General features: G+C 42.6%; 17 protein-coding genes. 12 read left to right on the top strand and 5 right to left on the bottom strand.

What is annotated here, in order from left to right; translation table 11 throughout:
- Nucleotides 1–96: 96 nt before the first annotated feature.
- The 3 genes from CA598_RS02260 (at nucleotide 97) to CA598_RS02250 (ending at nucleotide 3,429) form a co-directional block, all read left to right on the top strand.
- Complete coding sequence (locus tag CA598_RS02260; RefSeq protein ID WP_094875181.1) at nucleotides 97–1,845, top strand: ABC transporter ATP-binding protein; 1,749 nt, start codon at nucleotides 97–99, stop codon at nucleotides 1,843–1,845.
- Between the two features lie 134 nt (nucleotides 1,846–1,979).
- Nucleotides 1,980–2,498 carry a sigma-70 family RNA polymerase sigma factor gene (locus tag CA598_RS02255; protein WP_094875273.1) on the top strand — a complete coding sequence of 173 codons (519 nt, stop codon included), beginning with the start codon at nucleotides 1,980–1,982 and terminating at the stop codon, nucleotides 2,496–2,498.
- Entirely contained in the window at nucleotides 2,491–3,429 is a 939-nt protein-coding gene (locus CA598_RS02250) for a hypothetical protein (protein ID WP_094875180.1), read from the top strand. Before CA598_RS02255 ends, CA598_RS02250 begins: the two co-directional genes overlap by 8 nt.
- Nucleotides 3,430–3,505: 76 nt before the next feature.
- On the opposite strand, the gene CA598_RS02245 is transcribed toward CA598_RS02250, so the two are convergent.
- Entirely contained in the window at nucleotides 3,506–3,949 is a 444-nt protein-coding gene (locus CA598_RS02245) for a DUF441 domain-containing protein (RefSeq protein ID WP_042188929.1), read from the bottom strand.
- 1 nt (nucleotide 3,950) lies between these two features.
- Complete coding sequence (locus CA598_RS02240) at nucleotides 3,951–4,955, bottom strand: YpdA family putative bacillithiol disulfide reductase (protein WP_094875178.1); 1,005 nt, start codon at nucleotides 4,953–4,955, stop codon at nucleotides 3,951–3,953.
- Nucleotides 4,956–5,135: 180 nt separating this feature from the next.
- On the opposite strand from CA598_RS02240, the gene CA598_RS02235 reads away from it, so the two are divergent.
- From CA598_RS02235 to rsgA, 4 genes are all read left to right on the top strand, one after another.
- Nucleotides 5,136–5,732, top strand: a complete 597-nt coding sequence (locus tag CA598_RS02235; RefSeq protein WP_094868896.1) for a DUF2087 domain-containing protein — start codon at nucleotides 5,136–5,138, stop codon at nucleotides 5,730–5,732.
- Nucleotides 5,733–5,853: 121 nt separating this feature from the next.
- On the top strand, nucleotides 5,854–6,312 hold the full coding sequence (locus CA598_RS02230) for a DUF3939 domain-containing protein (protein ID WP_094868897.1): 459 nt from the start codon (nucleotides 5,854–5,856) through the stop codon (nucleotides 6,310–6,312).
- Nucleotides 6,313–6,468: 156 nt separating this feature from the next.
- Nucleotides 6,469–7,140 carry an HAD family hydrolase gene (locus tag CA598_RS02225; protein ID WP_094868898.1) on the top strand — a complete coding sequence of 224 codons (672 nt, stop codon included), beginning with the start codon at nucleotides 6,469–6,471 and terminating at the stop codon, nucleotides 7,138–7,140.
- A gap of 495 nt (nucleotides 7,141–7,635) precedes the next feature.
- Nucleotides 7,636–8,727, top strand: coding sequence for a ribosome small subunit-dependent GTPase A (gene rsgA, locus CA598_RS02220; RefSeq protein WP_094868899.1), 1,092 nt, complete (start codon nucleotides 7,636–7,638; stop codon nucleotides 8,725–8,727).
- 116 nt (nucleotides 8,728–8,843) lie between these two features.
- Here the strand turns inward: rsgA and CA598_RS02215 are convergent, their stop codons facing one another.
- Nucleotides 8,844–9,470 carry an FMN-dependent NADH-azoreductase gene (locus tag CA598_RS02215; protein ID WP_094875177.1) on the bottom strand — a complete coding sequence of 209 codons (627 nt, stop codon included), beginning with the start codon at nucleotides 9,468–9,470 and terminating at the stop codon, nucleotides 8,844–8,846.
- Nucleotides 9,471–9,965: 495 nt separating this feature from the next.
- Nucleotides 9,966–10,205, bottom strand: coding sequence for a hypothetical protein (locus CA598_RS02210; RefSeq protein ID WP_042128392.1), 240 nt, complete (start codon nucleotides 10,203–10,205; stop codon nucleotides 9,966–9,968).
- A gap of 142 nt (nucleotides 10,206–10,347) precedes the next feature.
- Here CA598_RS02210 and CA598_RS02205 point away from each other — a divergent pair, with 142 nt between their 5' ends.
- A complete protein-coding gene (locus tag CA598_RS02205; RefSeq protein WP_094875176.1) occupies nucleotides 10,348–11,016 on the top strand; it encodes a hypothetical protein in 669 nt (222 codons plus the stop codon).
- Here the strand turns inward: CA598_RS02205 and CA598_RS02200 are convergent.
- Entirely contained in the window at nucleotides 11,003–12,703 is a 1,701-nt protein-coding gene (locus tag CA598_RS02200; protein WP_094875174.1) for an alpha-amylase family glycosyl hydrolase, read from the bottom strand. The genes CA598_RS02205 and CA598_RS02200 overlap by 14 nt on opposite strands.
- A gap of 273 nt (nucleotides 12,704–12,976) precedes the next feature.
- Here CA598_RS02200 and CA598_RS02195 point away from each other — a divergent pair, with 273 nt between their 5' ends.
- The 4 genes from CA598_RS02195 (at nucleotide 12,977) to CA598_RS02180 (ending at nucleotide 16,747) form a co-directional block, all read left to right on the top strand.
- Nucleotides 12,977–13,999, top strand: coding sequence for an ABC transporter substrate-binding protein (locus tag CA598_RS02195; protein WP_094868901.1), 1,023 nt, complete (start codon nucleotides 12,977–12,979; stop codon nucleotides 13,997–13,999).
- Between the two features lie 53 nt (nucleotides 14,000–14,052).
- Nucleotides 14,053–14,829, top strand: coding sequence for an ABC transporter ATP-binding protein (locus CA598_RS02190; protein WP_094868902.1), 777 nt, complete (start codon nucleotides 14,053–14,055; stop codon nucleotides 14,827–14,829).
- Entirely contained in the window at nucleotides 14,829–15,665 is an 837-nt protein-coding gene (locus tag CA598_RS02185; RefSeq protein ID WP_094868903.1) for an ABC transporter permease, read from the top strand. Before CA598_RS02190 ends, CA598_RS02185 begins: the two co-directional genes overlap by 1 nt.
- A gap of 95 nt (nucleotides 15,666–15,760) precedes the next feature.
- Complete coding sequence (locus tag CA598_RS02180; RefSeq protein ID WP_094875173.1) at nucleotides 15,761–16,747, top strand: aromatic acid exporter family protein; 987 nt, start codon at nucleotides 15,761–15,763, stop codon at nucleotides 16,745–16,747.
- Nucleotides 16,748–16,791 lie beyond the last annotated feature (44 nt).

The following is a 16,791-nucleotide window of genomic DNA, read 5'->3' as shown; positions in this document are numbered from 1 at the left end:
AATCGTACTTATGGACTTAAAAATATAAAAACACTGTAGAGCGCAAAAGTCAACTGTACTTAGCAACTCAGTAAAGAGAAAGGATAGAATATCTCTGTGAAACAATGGAAATCATATTTTACTTTTGTACGGCCTTACATGAAATGGATTGTGTTTACGCTCTTTATAGGTATGATCAAGTTTAGCATCCCGTTGACACTGCCTATGATTCTGAAATACGTGGTCGATGACCTGCTGATGAACCCTGCCATGAGTGCTCAGGAGCGGGTATCGCAATTGATGCTTATTCTCGGAGGCGCTTTTATTTTATTCGTAATTGTAAGGGGACCGGTGGAGTATTACCGGCAGTATTTTGCCCAGCTGATCACAAGTAAGATATTGTTCGATATGCGCAATAAGCTATACAGTCACTTACAGCGCTTGTCGCTGCGGTATTATCAGAATACAAAAGTGGGCGAAGCAATTTCGAGATTTATAAATGATGTGGAACAGACTAAAAATTTAGTGGAAGTCGGAATGATGAATGTATGGCTGGATTTATTTACGCTAGTGTTTGCGCTTGGTTTTATGTTTTATTTGAATCCAGTGCTGGCGCTAGTATCTATCGCTGTACTTCCGTTTTACGCCTTTGCGGTGAGTAAACTATATAAACGACTTAAGGTGTTAACCAAAGACCGTTCACAGGCTCTAGCTGGCATTCAAGGCTATCTTCATGAACGGATTCAAGGCATTTCGATTATCCGCAGCTTCACGATGGAAAAAGTGGATCAGAAGCAGTTCGAAGATATCAACGGTAACTTTCTCAAAAAAGCGATGGCTCAAACCCGTTGGAATGCGATTACCTTCGCGATTATTAACACACTAACGGATATTGCACCACTGCTAGTCATCGGATACGGGGGTTATCAAGTGATTCATGGCCATTTGACTGTGGGAACCTTTGTTGCTTTCTTCGGCTATCTGGACCGGATGTATGCGCCGCTGCGTCGATTGATTAATTCCTCGACAGTGCTAACTCAAGCCTCGGCTTCCCTTGAACGGGTGCTTGAGCTGCTAGAAGAGCCTTATGATATCGTGGATAAACCGGGAGCAAGACCTCTGACGAATGCACGTGGTGAAATTGATTTTCATAAGGTTTGGTTCAAATACAACGAAGAGAATGATTGGGTACTGAAGGATATCAATTTAAGTATCAAACCTGGGCAGACGGTCGCTTTTGTCGGAATGAGTGGTGGTGGGAAGTCCTCTCTCATAAGCTTGATTCCGCGTTTCTATGACATCAGCAAAGGTAGCCTCCAGATGGATGGTCAGGATATACAAGGTTTGACGCAGGAGAGTTTACGAAGAGCCGTTGGAATGGTGCTTCAAGATAATTTCTTATTTAGTGGGTCTGTAAGAGATAATATCTTGTTCGGTAATCCTAATGCTACAGAGGAGGAAGTCCTCTCGGCGGCGAAAGCTGCCAATGCGCATGATTTTATTGAGCAGCTGCCGCTAGGCTATGACACAGAAGTGGGAGAGCGTGGAGTGAAGCTGTCCGGTGGACAAAAGCAACGGGTTGCGATCGCAAGAGTGTTTCTTAAAGATCCGAAGGTTCTTATATTAGACGAAGCTACATCAGCGCTGGATCTGGAGTCAGAGCATTTAATTCAACAAGCGCTGCAATCCCTCTCATCGGAACGTACTACACTAATTGTTGCACATAGACTGTCTACAATTACACATGCAGATCAGATCGTAGTGCTCGAGAATGGTGAGATCACAGAGCGTGGTACACATGAAGAACTGATGGGGCTAGATGGAAGTTATGCGAGATTGTTTAACGTACAGCATTTGGATACATGATAAGAACTAACCTTACAATAAATTACTTAGGTGGTCTTCTCGGGAGAGAGGGCCATTTTTTTTAAACCCATTTGAGTCTTTTTGAATATCACGTGCGTCTAAAAAGTATAAGCAACATGAAAGGTAGTGAGAACTTGAATACAACAGAGCTGGAGGAAAAGGCGATAGCGGGTGATGAAGACAGCTTTACTGCATTAATAGATGGGATGCAGGAGCGTCTTTACCGTATGGCATACTCCTATGTGAGGAATAAGGATGATGCGCTGGAGATTGTACAGGAGACCGTCTACAAAGCGTATATCTCTATTCATAAACTGAAGCAACCTCAATATTTTAAATCTTGGCTTACAAAAATAGCCGTCAATTGTGCTTTGGACTTTATCCGGAAATCTAAAAAAATCGTGTATATGGATAAAAATCCTGAAGTCAGCTATGTTTCAAAACCGATAGAAGATGTCATTGATCTAAAGGAGGCGTTAAGTGTCCTTGATAAAAAATCAAGAATGATCATTGTTATGAGATATTTCGAAGACTTACCTATTAAAGAAATTGCGGGAGTAATGGAAATGCCAGAGAGCTCTGTAAAAACCGTCATCTATCGGGGTTTAGGGAAATTAAAAATAAATATGAAGGGAAGTGAGTACTTTGGATAATCAACTTGAACGGTTACAGAAAGCATACAACGATATTGAAATCCCCGAAGAACTCTCACAAGCTTCTCGTAAAGGGATTGAAAGAGGAAAACTTCATAAACAACAGAAAAGAGGAACGAAAATGAATGGATTAAAGTGGACAGGATCAGTTGCAGCAGCAGTTATTATTTCTTTTACAGTAGGGGTAAATACGGTGCCAGCCTTCGCGGATAGTATGAATGATGTCCCAGTGCTCGGTAAGCTTGTAAGTGTATTGAAATTTACGGATGGAAGTGCAGGCGGCGGTACGATTCAGGATGGAGTAGATGTCAATTTCATTTCATTGAAACATCAGAAGAACAGTGATCAAATGATTTTAAACTTTGCAAATTCGGACAATACGCAAGACCTAGCAAGCTCTTATAACGTAAAATTCACTGACAATCCTTATACAATGACCGTAACCGTGAGCGGGGCAAGGAACTTCTCAGCTGTTAAAGATCTCGAGACATTAAAGGAAAGCAAGTATGTTCAAGATGCTTATCCTTTAATTACATTGGATGACTCGATGATACGTTTCAATGTAACCTTCAAAGAGCCAGTTGCTTATGAGGTGAAGGAATATAAGGAACCGGCACAGGTTGCAATTACATTGAAGGATAAGAAGGGTAATGTGGGGGAAGGAATTTCTATATATTCCCTTAGAACACTCTCAGAGCCAGCTGGCGAGAGCCAAGGAATGGCTGAAGAGATGTTATTCGGGTTAGAGAACGTGCGCGTATTAAAGGATCAGAAGGGATTATTCCTGGTGGAAGCTGGGTATTTCAATACAGAAGCAGAAGCTTTGGCTCAACTGAAAAAAATTCAAACAGAGCATGAGGTTGGTGATCTGTTGTTTGTAGAAAAACGATCGTCACATGAAATTCCACAGTCCATTTCTCAGGCTGAGTAAATACACAATAGAGCAGCGATTCTCTCGTTAGTGGAGAATTGCTGCTCTATTTTTGTGTTGAATGGTTACCCACCGGTTACATTTTGCCAATCAAGAGCGACAATATACCGGCTGCGATAAGCGGCCCTACAGGGACACCCTTGAACAATGCAACGCCAATCACTGTTCCGATCAGGAGACCCGCAACAACTGTGGGCTGGTTGGTCATAAGGATGGCTCCACGCCCGCCAAGATAAGCGACGAGAATGCCGATCGCAATTGCAAGAAGAGACTTCCAGTGGAGGAAGGACTGACCGACCATCTGCAGCGATATTTTACCGCTGGCCAAAGGCGTCATGACCCCGATCGTAAGAATGATTATCCCGATGGTTAAACCATATTTCTCAAGCCAAGGGAAGGTCTGCTGCAGGCCAAGAACTCTTAGCAGTAGTAGGACGACCATTGCTATTGTTACAGGGGAATTACTGCTTATAATACCGAGCGCAGCAAGACCAAGCAAAAGCAAAGAGGTCATGTCCATCTTAATCGTTCAACTCCTTATTGTGAGAACTGCGCTTCGCAAGAATGTGATCCGCGATAAGTTTACCATGCCCACGACCTGTCTCGATAAATACTTCATTCGCATTACGGCCTGAAGCGATTACTCCTGCAACATAAAGACCTGGAACATTACTTTCCATAGTTGAAGGATTAAAAGCTGGCTTATCCATATCGTCATCCATAACAACGCCGGCAGAAGTGAGAAGCACTCGGCTGGGCCGGAAGCCAGTCAAAGCAAGGACGAAATCATTATCTATGGATTTTTTGTCTCCATTATGACTTGTAACTATAACCGAACTAGCCGTAATTTCAGTAACACGTGATTCCAGATGTAGAGTGATCTTGCCCTTTTGTACCATCCCTTCAAAGATTGGCCGAACCCAAGGCTTAATATTCGAGGAAATGCTCTCACCACGATAGACCATATCGACTGTAGCTCCAACACGCATAAGCTCCAGTGCTGCATCTACTGCAGAATTACTGCCACCAATGACAGTAACTTTCATCCCTGTATATGGATGAGCTTCACCGAAATAGTGGGTAACTTTAGGGAGTTCTTCCCCTGGAATACCGATCATATTCGGTTGATCAAAATAACCTGTAGCGATAACGACATTTGCAGTTATACGTGTGTGATGCTCACCACGCATATTGGACGTATGTACAGCATAGGTTCCATCTTCCAGTGGCTCAATGGATAACGCTTCTTCATAAGCAGCAATATCTAGACTATACTGCTCCGCAGCCCGGCGGTAATAGACAAGAGCTTCGTGGCGGTAAGGTTTATCATTGGTCGAGGTGAAAGGAACGTCTCCGATTTCTAATAACTCAGCAGTACTAAAGAATTGCATACTTGTTGGATACAAATAAATGGAGTGAACGATAAAGCTTTTTTCAATAATGAGACTGGACAGTCCTTGGCGCTGGCATTCGATAGCTGCCGAGAGGCCGCATGGACCTGCACCGATAATAATTACATCTTTCATACAGTGGGTTACCTCCTGATTGTTACTATCTTTTCTTTAAATCCTACCCTAAATTCATTCATTTTGCCATAACCATAAGATTAAACATAATAACCATTGCAAGCATAATGTTGATTGTTATATAATTAGATATATATCTAATGTTCATCTAGCTTATGAAGGTGAAGGAGTGTGATTCCAATGCAGTTAGAAAAAATAGTGAACTATCATAAAGCTTTGGCTGACCCAACGCGTCTTCGTTTATTGTTGCTTCTGTCACAAGGAGAAATGCACGGACAAGCGCTGGCTGAGAAATTGAATTTATCGCAACCAACAGTAACTCATCATGCTGCGAAATTACGTGAAGCGGCATTAATTAAGGAACGACGTGATAAAAATACGGTTTATTTCAAGTTGAATCCAGAGTTCATTAGCAGTGGTGCTGAGTCTTCACTTCAGTTTATTTTTTCGAAAGGAGCGAGGAATATGGAGGAGAAGTCACCTGGAAGTAGTCTAAAGGAGTCTGTACTGCGTAACTTTTTTTCGAAGGATGGGCGGCTTCGGCAAATTCCGGCACAATATAAGAAGAAACTGATCGCACTTCAGTACATGGTTGAGAAGCTAGAGCCGGGGGTGGTTTATTCTGAGAAGGAAATTAACGAGTTCATTAAGCAGTTTCATGAAGATTTTGCTACTATTCGGCGTGAATTTATAATGCATCAGTTTATGTATCGAGAGAATGACAAATATGAGCTTAATCCTCAAGAAGTATGGACTCGTTGGGAAGATGTCAAATAATGTTCATGAAGTTATTAACAAAGTGTGTCTATTAGGTTTATCTTGATTAAGAGGGAGGAATTCGAATATAATATAATTGTAAGCGTTAACAAAGATAGTTTTTCGAAAGGAGACTTGTCTTATGTTTTTCAAACGCACAAAAAAACAACCCCAATCGGAACATTTCACCGTTACCCTAAATCAAGTCAAGCAGGCGATCAGACAGTTTGAAGAGGATATGCCTGCGCTCATTAATAGAACAGCTTTAATCCTTGATGACAAAAGAATAGATTTGAGCAGACTAACACGATATTTAGGAGGCATTCCAGAACAGAATTTCTACATGTCACGCGAGACATATGAAGTTTTCGAGGAAGAAGATAAGCTTGTTCCATATTACCTTGATATGGTCCAGTCGGCTGTCGATAATTATATCAGTGATACAGGTCAGCTGCCACTTGTTGAAGATGCCTGGTTACCTGAGGTCCATTATCGATTGTTAGCGACAGAAAGTTATCTCAAAGAAACCCCTCCTTTTCCACTGTATATTACAGAAGAGGAAATGATGCTGACACATCGAGCGGAGCATTTTGAGCAATGAAACAATCTAATTTAAAGCATATAGAGACTGTTCGGTAGAAGGGGAGACAGCTTTTCCTTTTTACAGAATGGTCTTTTCATTGTCTTTAGAGACATAGTACAATAGATTTCTGAATATTCAATTCTGAAATCAACAGCATATAAGGGGAATCGCTTGATGAAAGAGATACAAGCTATATTATTTGATTTGGATAATACGTTAATGGATCGTGATCATACCTTTCGCAGTTTTAGTATACAGTTTGTTCAGGACTTCCTAGGACATTTGGAAGCTGAAGAAGCGCAGAGGGTAATCGAGGATATGATTCACAGAGATGCTGATGGATACCGTGATAAGGACGGATTCTTCGTAGAGCTAAGCGAGGTACTGCCTTGGGAAACGCCAGTTACGGCTGAACATATTCGTGCGTATTATGATGCAAGTTATATCAATCATGGTGTTACAATGAAGGATGCGGTGGACGTTCTGAAGTACTGCAAGGAGCGAGGTTATATACTTGGTCTGGTTACCAACGGCAAAGTAGATATCCAGAACACCAAAATTGATACCCTTGCCCTGCGAGACTACTTCAAGGCTATTGTTATTTCTGGAGAAGCAGGAATGGCTAAGCCCGATCCTAAGATTTATCAACTTGCATTAGACAGATTGGGAGTTACTGCAGATCAGACTTTGTTTATTGGAGATCACCCTGTAAATGATATTTGGGGTGCAGGCAAAGCAGGGCTACAAGGCATTTGGCTGCAAAGAAAACATGCCTGGGACGATCAGTTGGACATACAACCTTGGAAGATAATCTGCGAGTTGAACGAGCTTAAGTCCATTTTGTAATTTATCAAAATTTATAGTTGACATTATACGGCAGCGCCGTTTATGATAACAGCATCTTATTTCGGAAGGAGACGATGTTTTATGACAGTTTTAAATGTAATGAACTCAACTGTTGTGGATACGTGTCTTCCGGGAACAGCGGCTGCCGAATAAGTTATTCGTGCAGTTTAGCAGGTAAGCTCTATTACGCTTATTAGAGCCGCGGGAACCGTATTGGGTCCGGCGGCTTTTTTGCGTATATAGAATCGATAGGAATTGTAGTTAATTGTCTATTTCTCTATATATCGCACGGGAAAATGAACTTATCCTTGTCTTTAGGATGAGACATTTTTCTGATTATGTGTGCACTTTTTGTCCTTTTCGCCCTAGAAGAGTTCATGAAGTGTGACCGCCGCCGGAGTCTTAAATCCTGGCGGCTTTTTATGTTCTCGGAGAATGCTGGAAGTACTTAGTAAATAAAAATAAAAACTTAAACAGATCTTTAGGAGGATTCGAATGACTAACATACAGCAATATGGTTGGAATGAAAATTGGAGTTCAAAATGGGGTGAAAAGTGGAAGGAGACGGAGGATAAACGCCTTGTTCCCGGAAGAATTGTAGGCGATTTTGGTAGTAAGTATAGGGTAATGACTGATTTGGGAGAGACATGGGGTGAGCTATCAGGCAAGCTGAGACATACGTTTGTCGCTTCAGGTGATTTTCCGGCGATCGGCGACTGGGTGGCTCTTTCCATGCAGGATGGCGGCGAGCATGCGATTTTACATGGGATATTGCCTCGGCATAGTGTCATCTCACGCAAGGTAGCTGGTAACACACAAGAGGAGCAGATTGTTGCCTCGAATGTAGAAACTTTATTTCTGGTCAGTGCTTTGAATGATGACTTTAATGTTCGGCGGATGGAGAGATACTTAATCATGGCTTGGAACAGCGGAGCCAATCCAGTCATTCTACTGACCAAAGCGGATCTTTGCCTAGATGCAGAGAGTAAAATTGCCGAAATGGAAAGCGCCGCTCCAGGTGTGCCAGTTCATGCGGTTAGTGCATTGCAAGATAATGGCCGTGAGAAACTGCTGCCTTACATTGGGAATGGACAGACAGTAGCTTTAACGGGTTCATCTGGCTGCGGCAAATCAACGATGGTCAACTGGTTATGTGGAAAGAACCTTCAGCTTACACAGGATGTAAGAGAAGGCGATAGCCGTGGACGCCATACTACTACCCACCGTGAACTGTTTATTATGCCGGACGGAGGAATCATAGTGGACACACCAGGGATGCGTGAGCTGCAGCTATGGGAAGATGAAGGTGGATTAGATCTGGCGTTTAGTGATATTAGCAGCTTAGGTGCTGGATGTCGGTTTAGTAACTGTAGACATGAACGTGAGGAGGGCTGTGCGGTACTTGAAGCGGTTCAAAACGGTGAGTTGGAAGAGAAGAGACTGCTGAACTACCGGAAGACACAGCGGGAGCTGATGTACCAAAGCACGAAAGAGGTGAAGCTCAAGAGAAAAACCGCAGCTTCTTCTAAAGTTCATTCGACAAGGACTAGAGGGTACGGCTGGCGTAAAGAACTTGATGAGTATTAGAAGAACTTTATAGACAGCGACGGGGCCAAGGGTAGTATTTAAATAGGCTAGATAATCAAAAAAAAGGGTGACCACTCAGGGTCACCCTTTTTTCTAAATTCTTTTATAGGCTTGTATTAGAACGATGCAGCAGTTTCCTTAGCCAATTGTAATCCGTTCTCAATGATTTCAGCGGATTGTGCAGGAAGTTGGTTATGACCTTCGATGATGACTTGAGTAATATCTTTAATACCCCAGAGGTTAAGGTTACCAACGATGAAGTTTACAGCCATTTCAGCACTTGCTGCAGGACCTTCGGAATAAATACCACCTCTAGCGTTCAGAACGATTGCTTTTTTACCTGTCAAAAGACCAACTGGACCTTCAGCAGTGTAAGAGAAGGTTTTGCCAGCTTGGCAAAGGTAATCGACATAAGTATGCAATACAGCTGGTACAGTCATGTTCCACAGTGGGAAACCGAATACTACTTTATCAGCAGCGATAAACTGTTCCAAATATTTATTAACTACAGCAGCACCTGCTGCTTCTTCAGCTGTTAGTTCGTAGCCTTGAGCAGCTTTGTACATACCAGAGATCAGGGTATTATCGTAGTAAGGAAGTTGCTCTGCAAACAGATCAAGTTCAGTGATTTCATCTTCTGGATTGTTGAGTTTGTAGTTCTCCAAGAATTCATTGTAAAGCTTAACGCTTACGGATTGTTCTGCTGGACGGTTGTTTGCTTTGATAAATAAAACTTTAGACATTATGATTGCTCCCTTGAATGTGTGTATTTAATATTAACTATAAATAATATAGCATGTATTCTTTTGTTTGTAAATTATTTTTTTGTAATTGTTTTTTGGGGGAAATGAGTATTTTATAAAGGAAACAGAGTTTGAAAAATACAAATCCCGGTTAATAAACTTACAAGGTAACAGGAAAATATTCCCTATATCCATAAGGATCTGAATGAATTAAAAGGAGCGATGGACATGTCCATTGATCGGTTTATCATTAAGAAATTGGATAGCTGTCACGAAGAGCATACACGCCAAAATTTAGTGAGACTCTTTAAACTTCGGATACAGAAAGCTGAAAAAGCAGAGAATAAGAACTATAAAATTAGCTGAAATTGCTCCAAACTCATGTAATCATTCATTACTAAAGCAGCAAACTTAAAAACAGCAAGTCTCTTTCTGAGACTTGCTGTTTTGTCTGCCAAAGGATAAAAGAAACTTAACAAAAAAACTACCCCTCTATTAATAGAGGGATAGCGCCAATGAATCATTCTCACTATAACTGTGCAATATAGCCTCAGAGCCTTTAATTTCGATACTAATTAATGAATTCAGGCATTTCTGGATGGCATTCTTGCCCTTTTGAATTTTGAGCTCCAACGTACTGTTAAGTAATCTAAGTACTTTTTGAGTGGGCTGTTTATTTTCTGTTGTGAAATACACAGGTACAAGTTTGTTCTGAAATGTGATGAGCATTCTCATTTTGAAGACACCTCGCTAAAAGTATTTCATGTTAATGATAATACCCTTTGTTTCTTAATTTTACCTTAAAATTAGCTTATGATAACATAAAGATTGTTAGATTAATATACATATATATGAAATACAGGAAGGATACAATGATGTGAATGACAATGGATTGGCCGATTTAACGCATTTTTTATTTCCAGATGAAGCAAAGGGGCAAGCAGTTCTGGATCAGTTACATACAGGTTTAACCGCAGAACGGATCTGTAGATTGAAATATAAAGAGAAGGAGGAAATGAAGGATCTGTGTCTGCAAATACATAAAGACAGGATACTAGTAATCTGCAATAGTAACCCGGAAACCCTTCCCTATGAATTAAAGGATGAAAGTGAAATGGAGAGCTTTTGTCTTCAGCTGTTCGAATGTGAGAACATGAAAGAGCTTTACAATCATGGGATTCCGGCATTACTAATGTCAAAAATAAAGTTTGAGGAGCTGAAAAAAAGCTCATGTTCATCCACGCTGCAAATGCTCTCAGATTGTTTAGCAGCTGAGACAGGGGATGATGTACATTCCATCCAGCTGGCACGGGTGATGAAGTGCTTCATGTCGGAGGGAGAATTACGACTTTGCACATCCAGTGACAGTGGATGGAGGTTCCAGAAAGCACGCTTCTTGGGCGATCATTCCAGTGGCTGGTTGTTACGAATGAGCAGTGATCCATCCAAAGACTGGCTTATAGCCCTCCCGATTACAAAAGCTCAATTATGTGGGTCAGTAACAAAGTGGGTGTTACATTCTTCCTCATTTCTCACTCCACAATAGCGGTTGAATAAGGAGGGAGGGTAAGTTGATCTGAATTCAAGATCGATTTGACAGCAATCGTCTTTAGGATCTTGGAGTAAGAGAAACCCTCGACATTGGGTTGCAGTACAACGGTTTGTTCTTCTCCAGTAAGGTTATGAACGACGAGCACCTGATCCTGTGTTGTTAGTCGTTCGTAAGCCATAACCCCGGGATTGCCAGAAGCATAGTCACGGATTCCGCCATCCCGGAGCGCAGGAATCTCATTTCTTAGCGCAATAAGCTCACGATATCTTTCTAGCATTGAACCACTGTCATTCAGCTGGCTCTCAACATCAACGTTTATCGCACCCGCATTATTACGTCCGGCCTCCCATGTAGTCTGCCCCTCTCCTTGATCGGCTGCACTCCATCTCATAGGCTCTCGAAGTCCTTCATCTGGCTTCACACCGAGCATTCCAATTTCTTCACCATAATAGATAAAAGGATTCCCAGGCAAAGTTAACAGTAGGGCTGCTGCCATTTTTGCATGATTCGGGTTATTGTCTAATTGACTCATAACTCTGTTTTGATCATGATTTGTCAAGAAAGTAGCATCGGTAAATTGGTTATCGGATATTTTGGAATACAATTTATAGGTTCGTTCCAGCGTAAAGGCCGTCCCGCTATCTTTTTCAGTTTTTACAGAGTTCACTAGTGTTTCTGCTAAGCCAAAGTTAAAGCTTGAGTCAAATGCTTGATCTAAATAAGCTCCGACAGTGACAGCAGAATTCTCCCAGACCTCGCCAACAATGTATGCCTCTGGGTTTACTTCATTCATAGCCTTGCGGAACTCCTGCCACCAGGATACATTTTTAGCAGTAGTAGCCTCACTTTTGTCACTCAAAAGATCTTCGTAGATATGCTTCGCAGCATCTAGTCGGAAGCCATCCACTCCTTGCTCCAGCCAAAACTTTCCGATGTCCTTCATTTCAGTACGAACTTCTGCATTATCGAAATTCAGATCAGGCATGCCTTCCCAAAATCCGCCCAGATAATGACTGCCAAGGATAGAATGCCACGCATTGCCACCGCCAGCAGCGCTGGCTCCATTTGCGGGACGACCTTGATCCTCGGCCCAGACGTACCAATCACGATATTTGCTGTCACTGTTTTTAGCCGAGTCTACGAACCATGGGTGTTCTTTGGAGGTATGATTCACAACCAAGTCCATAATTATTTTAATTCCTCGTTTATGCGCCTCTGTAATAAGCTCCTGCATATCCTCAATCGTCCCATATTCAGGATTAATCGCACGATAATCAGTTACATCATATCCATGATAGCTTGGTGATGGGTTGATGGGCATGAGCCAAATCCCGCCAATCCCCAAATCAGTCGTGGTTTCAGGATTCCCATCATTTAAGTAATCCAGCTTCTGGGTGATCCCTTTGAGATCTCCAATGCCATCGCCGTCTGAATCATAGAAGGAACGAACAAATAATTCATAATAAACGGTGGAAGGTTGTTCGTCCGTCTTATTTATAACTTTTCCAGCTTGGGGTGCAGCGGTGCTCTGAATGGAGCCTGCTCTAGGGGAGGGCGTGGCAACAGGTGTTTTGTTGATTGAATTACCAGTGCAACCAGACAGCAGTAATGTGGTTAGGCTGATGCCCACCAGAGAGCATATTGTAATTTTTTTGGTTTTGAACGTAGCACCTTTATACATATGTAAAAACTCCTTCTATTGCAAATTTTCTAATACAAGAAATGGAAAGCGCTTTATTTCCTATAGTACTCGAATGCATCCCCTTAGGTAAAACGTTTGCACAGATACAAAAACAGCAAATGAATCGATATTTATCCATTATTTCAATAAAAGTCGCTAGTATCATGGTTATTCTCGGATTTCCCTATGTTATTGAAGGTTTTAACCTTTTAGTAGGCATCTGCATATGCTTTAAGCAAGGGTGAAGGACCCGGTAAGAAAGGAGAATGAAGAATGAAGATTAGGAAAAAGCTGTCATTGTCGCTCATGATCATTACTTTATGCTTTTCAGTGCTTGCCGGTTGCGGCGGAAAGTCAGAGTTGGTAAAGGTGAAGATTGGTGAGGTCACCCGTTCTGTCTTTTATGCACCCGAATATGTTGCCTTATCACAAAATTTCTTTAAAGACGAAGGACTTGACGTAGAACTACAGACGATTCCCGGTGGAGATAAAACCATGACTGCACTCCTCTCAGGTGCCATCGATGTTGCATTGGTAGGTTCAGAAACCTCCATTTATGTGTATCAACAGGGTTCAGATGATCCGGTCATTAATTTTGCACAGCTGACTCAGAGGGATGGAACGTTCCTGTTTGCCCGCAAGGCAGACGGAGCGTTTAACTGGGATAAAGTGAAGGGTTCTACCTTCCTGGGGCAAAGAAAAGGCGGAATGCCACAAATGGCAGGTGCGTTTACTTTATCTAAAAAAGGAATAGATCCAACAAAAGATATAACCTTGATCCAAAATATTGACTTTGCCAATATTGCCGGTGCTTATGCTTCAGGTACAGGCGATTATGTGCAGCTGTTTGAACCGCAGGCTTCAATCTTTGAACGTGAGGGCCGAGGGTCAGTAGTGGCTTCGTTTGGTGTGGAGAGCGGCTATTTACCGTACACCGTGTTTATGTCTAAGAACAGCTATATTAGTAAAAATGGAGACACGGTGCAGAAGTTCACAAATGCGATCCAACGTGCACAGCTTTGGGTGAAGGAACATAGCCCTGAAGAAATTGCGGATGCGATAATGACTTATTTTGATAAGACAGACAAAGATATCGTGATTTCTGCAGTCAAACGTTATAAGGAACAGGATACCTATGCGGTTAATCCGATTATTGATCAAGAAGAATGGAACAATCTGCTCGATGTCATTGATAATGCTGGTGAGCTTAAAGAACGCGTTCCCGCTGACAAAATAGTGAATAATAGCTTTGCTGAGAAAGCAGAGAAGAGCATAAAGAGCAGCACTTCAAAATAAGAGAGAACCGAAGATCCTAAATAAGATGTGTAAAATTGAAGGAGGGGCTGACAATGCTTCCAGTAGTGCAATTAAAGGGAGTAACGCATGCCTATCTTGGCGACCGAGAAGCTTCACTGGCCGTTGAGGACCTAAACCTTAATGTCGAGCAAGGAGAGTTCGTTAGCTTAGTGGGACCAAGTGGTTGCGGCAAGACGACTCTTCTATCAATTATTGCAGGACTGCTGCAGCCCTCTCAAGGCGATGTATTCGTAAATGGCCAGCCCATTACGGGTCCCTCACCAGAGGTTGGGTATATGCTGCAGCAGGATTATCTTTTTCCTTGGCGGAGTATTCTGGACAATGCCGTGCTAGGTCTGGAGCTGACTGGAAGCTTGAACGAGGAGAGCAGAAAGCGGACTTTGGAGCTTCTTCAAGAGATGGGTTTAGAGGGAAAAGAGAACGCCTATCCTTCTCAGTTATCAGGTGGGATGCGCCAGAGAGTCGCTCTGGTACGTACCTTGGCTACGAATCCTGGACTGCTTCTATTAGACGAGCCGTTCTCGGCGCTTGATTACCAGATCAAATTACAGCTGGAGGATTTGGTCTCTGAGACCTTACGCAGCAGGGGAACGACTGCAATCTTAGTCACGCATGATCTATCAGAGGCTATTGCAGTAAGTAGCAGTGTTATTCTTCTACAACGAAATCCAGGGAAGATCCGTAAAGTATTTTCAGTGCCAGAGCAAATTCGGTCAGCACCTCCGCTGTTTGCGCGAGATCTGCCAGGCTTTTCGGAGCTTTTTCATGAAATATGGAAAGAGATGGAGATTGCAGGGAGGGAAAGCTAATGAGGCATACGGAGCAATCGGGATTATTAGCTTCCCGTGAACAGTGGCTGCAGCAAATGCACGGAAATTATAAAAAAAAGAAGCACCGCTGGCGTAATCAGGTGATGGTCGTAAGAAGCAGCCTGTTACTTCTGTTTTTTGTTCTCTGGGAAGCAGGGGCAAGGATGGGATGGATTGATGAGCTATTATTCAGCTATCCCACAAAAATCTTCCGACAGATTTGGGGAGATATGGTTAGTGGAAGCCTGTGGCCACATCTGGGGATGACGGTAGGTGAGACTGCGGTAGGCTTTGTACTGGGAACGCTGCTAGGGACACTGCTCGCTGTAATTATTTGGTGGTCTCCTTTTTTATCAGCAGTGCTTGATCCGTATATGGTCGTATTTAACAGTATGCCGAAGGTGGCGCTGGGGCCGATTTTTATCGTCATGTTCGGAGCCGGATTCACTGCTATCGTTGTTACTACTTTATCTATAACGGTAATTATTACGACGCTTGTTGTATACAACAGTTTTTGTAGCGTGGACCCGAATCTGGTCAAGGTGGTTCGCTCTTTCGGAGCTTCCAGAGTTCAGGTGTTCTTTAAAGTGATTCTCCCAGCTTCATTCCCAACGGTGGTATCCACCCTAAAGGTGAATGTAGGGATGTCATGGGTAGGGGTTATTGTAGGGGAGTTTCTGGTCGCTAAATCGGGTCTCGGATATCTGATTATTTATGGTTTTCAGGTGTTTAATTTTACGCTCGTAATGTCCAGTCTTTTGATTATCGCGGCCGTGGCTACGGCAATGTATCAATTAGTGGTATATCTTGAGAAGCGATTGTTATCCCGGCGATGAACCTTATGTAATATTGTGTCTGTACACAAAATCTTGTAACATGTCTATATCTTTACCTATTTATTGGGTTAGTGCTTGTAAGGAGAGATAAGGCTATGGGATTTCGTGTGATTAAAACAGCAGCAGCTACGTTATTATCCGTACTAGTTGCATCTGCAGTAGGTATACCTAATGCGCAGAGTGCAGGCTTGCTGGCAATTTTGGGTGTAGAGGTTACTTTGAAAAGGAGTTTCCGAACGATAACGGCTCGTTTTTTAGCCTCGCTCGTGGGACTCTTTTTTGGCTGCATCCTATTCTGGCTTCTAGGGTTCCATTACTGGGTGCTCGGGCTGTATGTACTCATAGGCTTCCCGATGATTGTAAAGTCTGGCTACAAAGAAGGGATTGTCACCAGCTCGGTTATCGTGTTTCGCGTGTTTGGACAAGCTGAACTATCGCTTCATGTCCTGTTGCAGCAAATAGAGCTTCTGGCTATTGGGCTCGGTTCAGCAGGGCTGGTAAACTTGATTTACATGCCTCAGACTAGTGGAGTCATTTATGGAATCCGTAAAGAAGTGGATCGCTATTTTTCGGTTATTTTTACCCAGATGGCCCGAACGCTTCGAGATCCTGCGTATATTTGGGACGGCAAAGAATTAATTGACGCAGATAATGCAGTACAGCGGGGACTAACGGCCGCTACCCGTGAAATGGAGAATCATGTTATTCATCCTGATGAAGCATGGAATGTTTATTTCTACATGCGGAAGGAGCAACTGGAATCGATTCAAAGTATGGTGCAGCTGCTCTCTCAAGTGTATCGCCATTTACCACATGGGGAGATGGTTGCTGAGTTATTTGACCAGCTTAGCGGGGATGTGCTTGCGGAAGAATATACTGGACGAACTGAGCATTTACTGGACGAGTTGACACGAGAATTCGAAGAAATGGATCTGCCAGAGACACGTGAGGAATTTGAAGTGCGCTCAGCTATCCTTCAATTATGCAGGGAACTGGCACTTTATTTAAAGATCGCTAAGCGACATAAAATCCCGGTCAGTTACAAGCCGGAGAAACGTCTGAAGATTCGAAATAAGGCTTAAATTGAGGCTTTAATAAACTGAAGTATTAACTATCTCTGTCAAAA

It is taken from the genome of Paenibacillus sp. VTT E-133291 (assembly GCF_002264395.1).
GTDB lineage: Bacteria > Bacillota > Bacilli > Paenibacillales > Paenibacillaceae > Paenibacillus_AQ > Paenibacillus_AQ nitricinens.
Note: the sequence above shows the minus strand (reverse complement) of the source record. Positions and strands in the feature narration are given on the sequence as shown.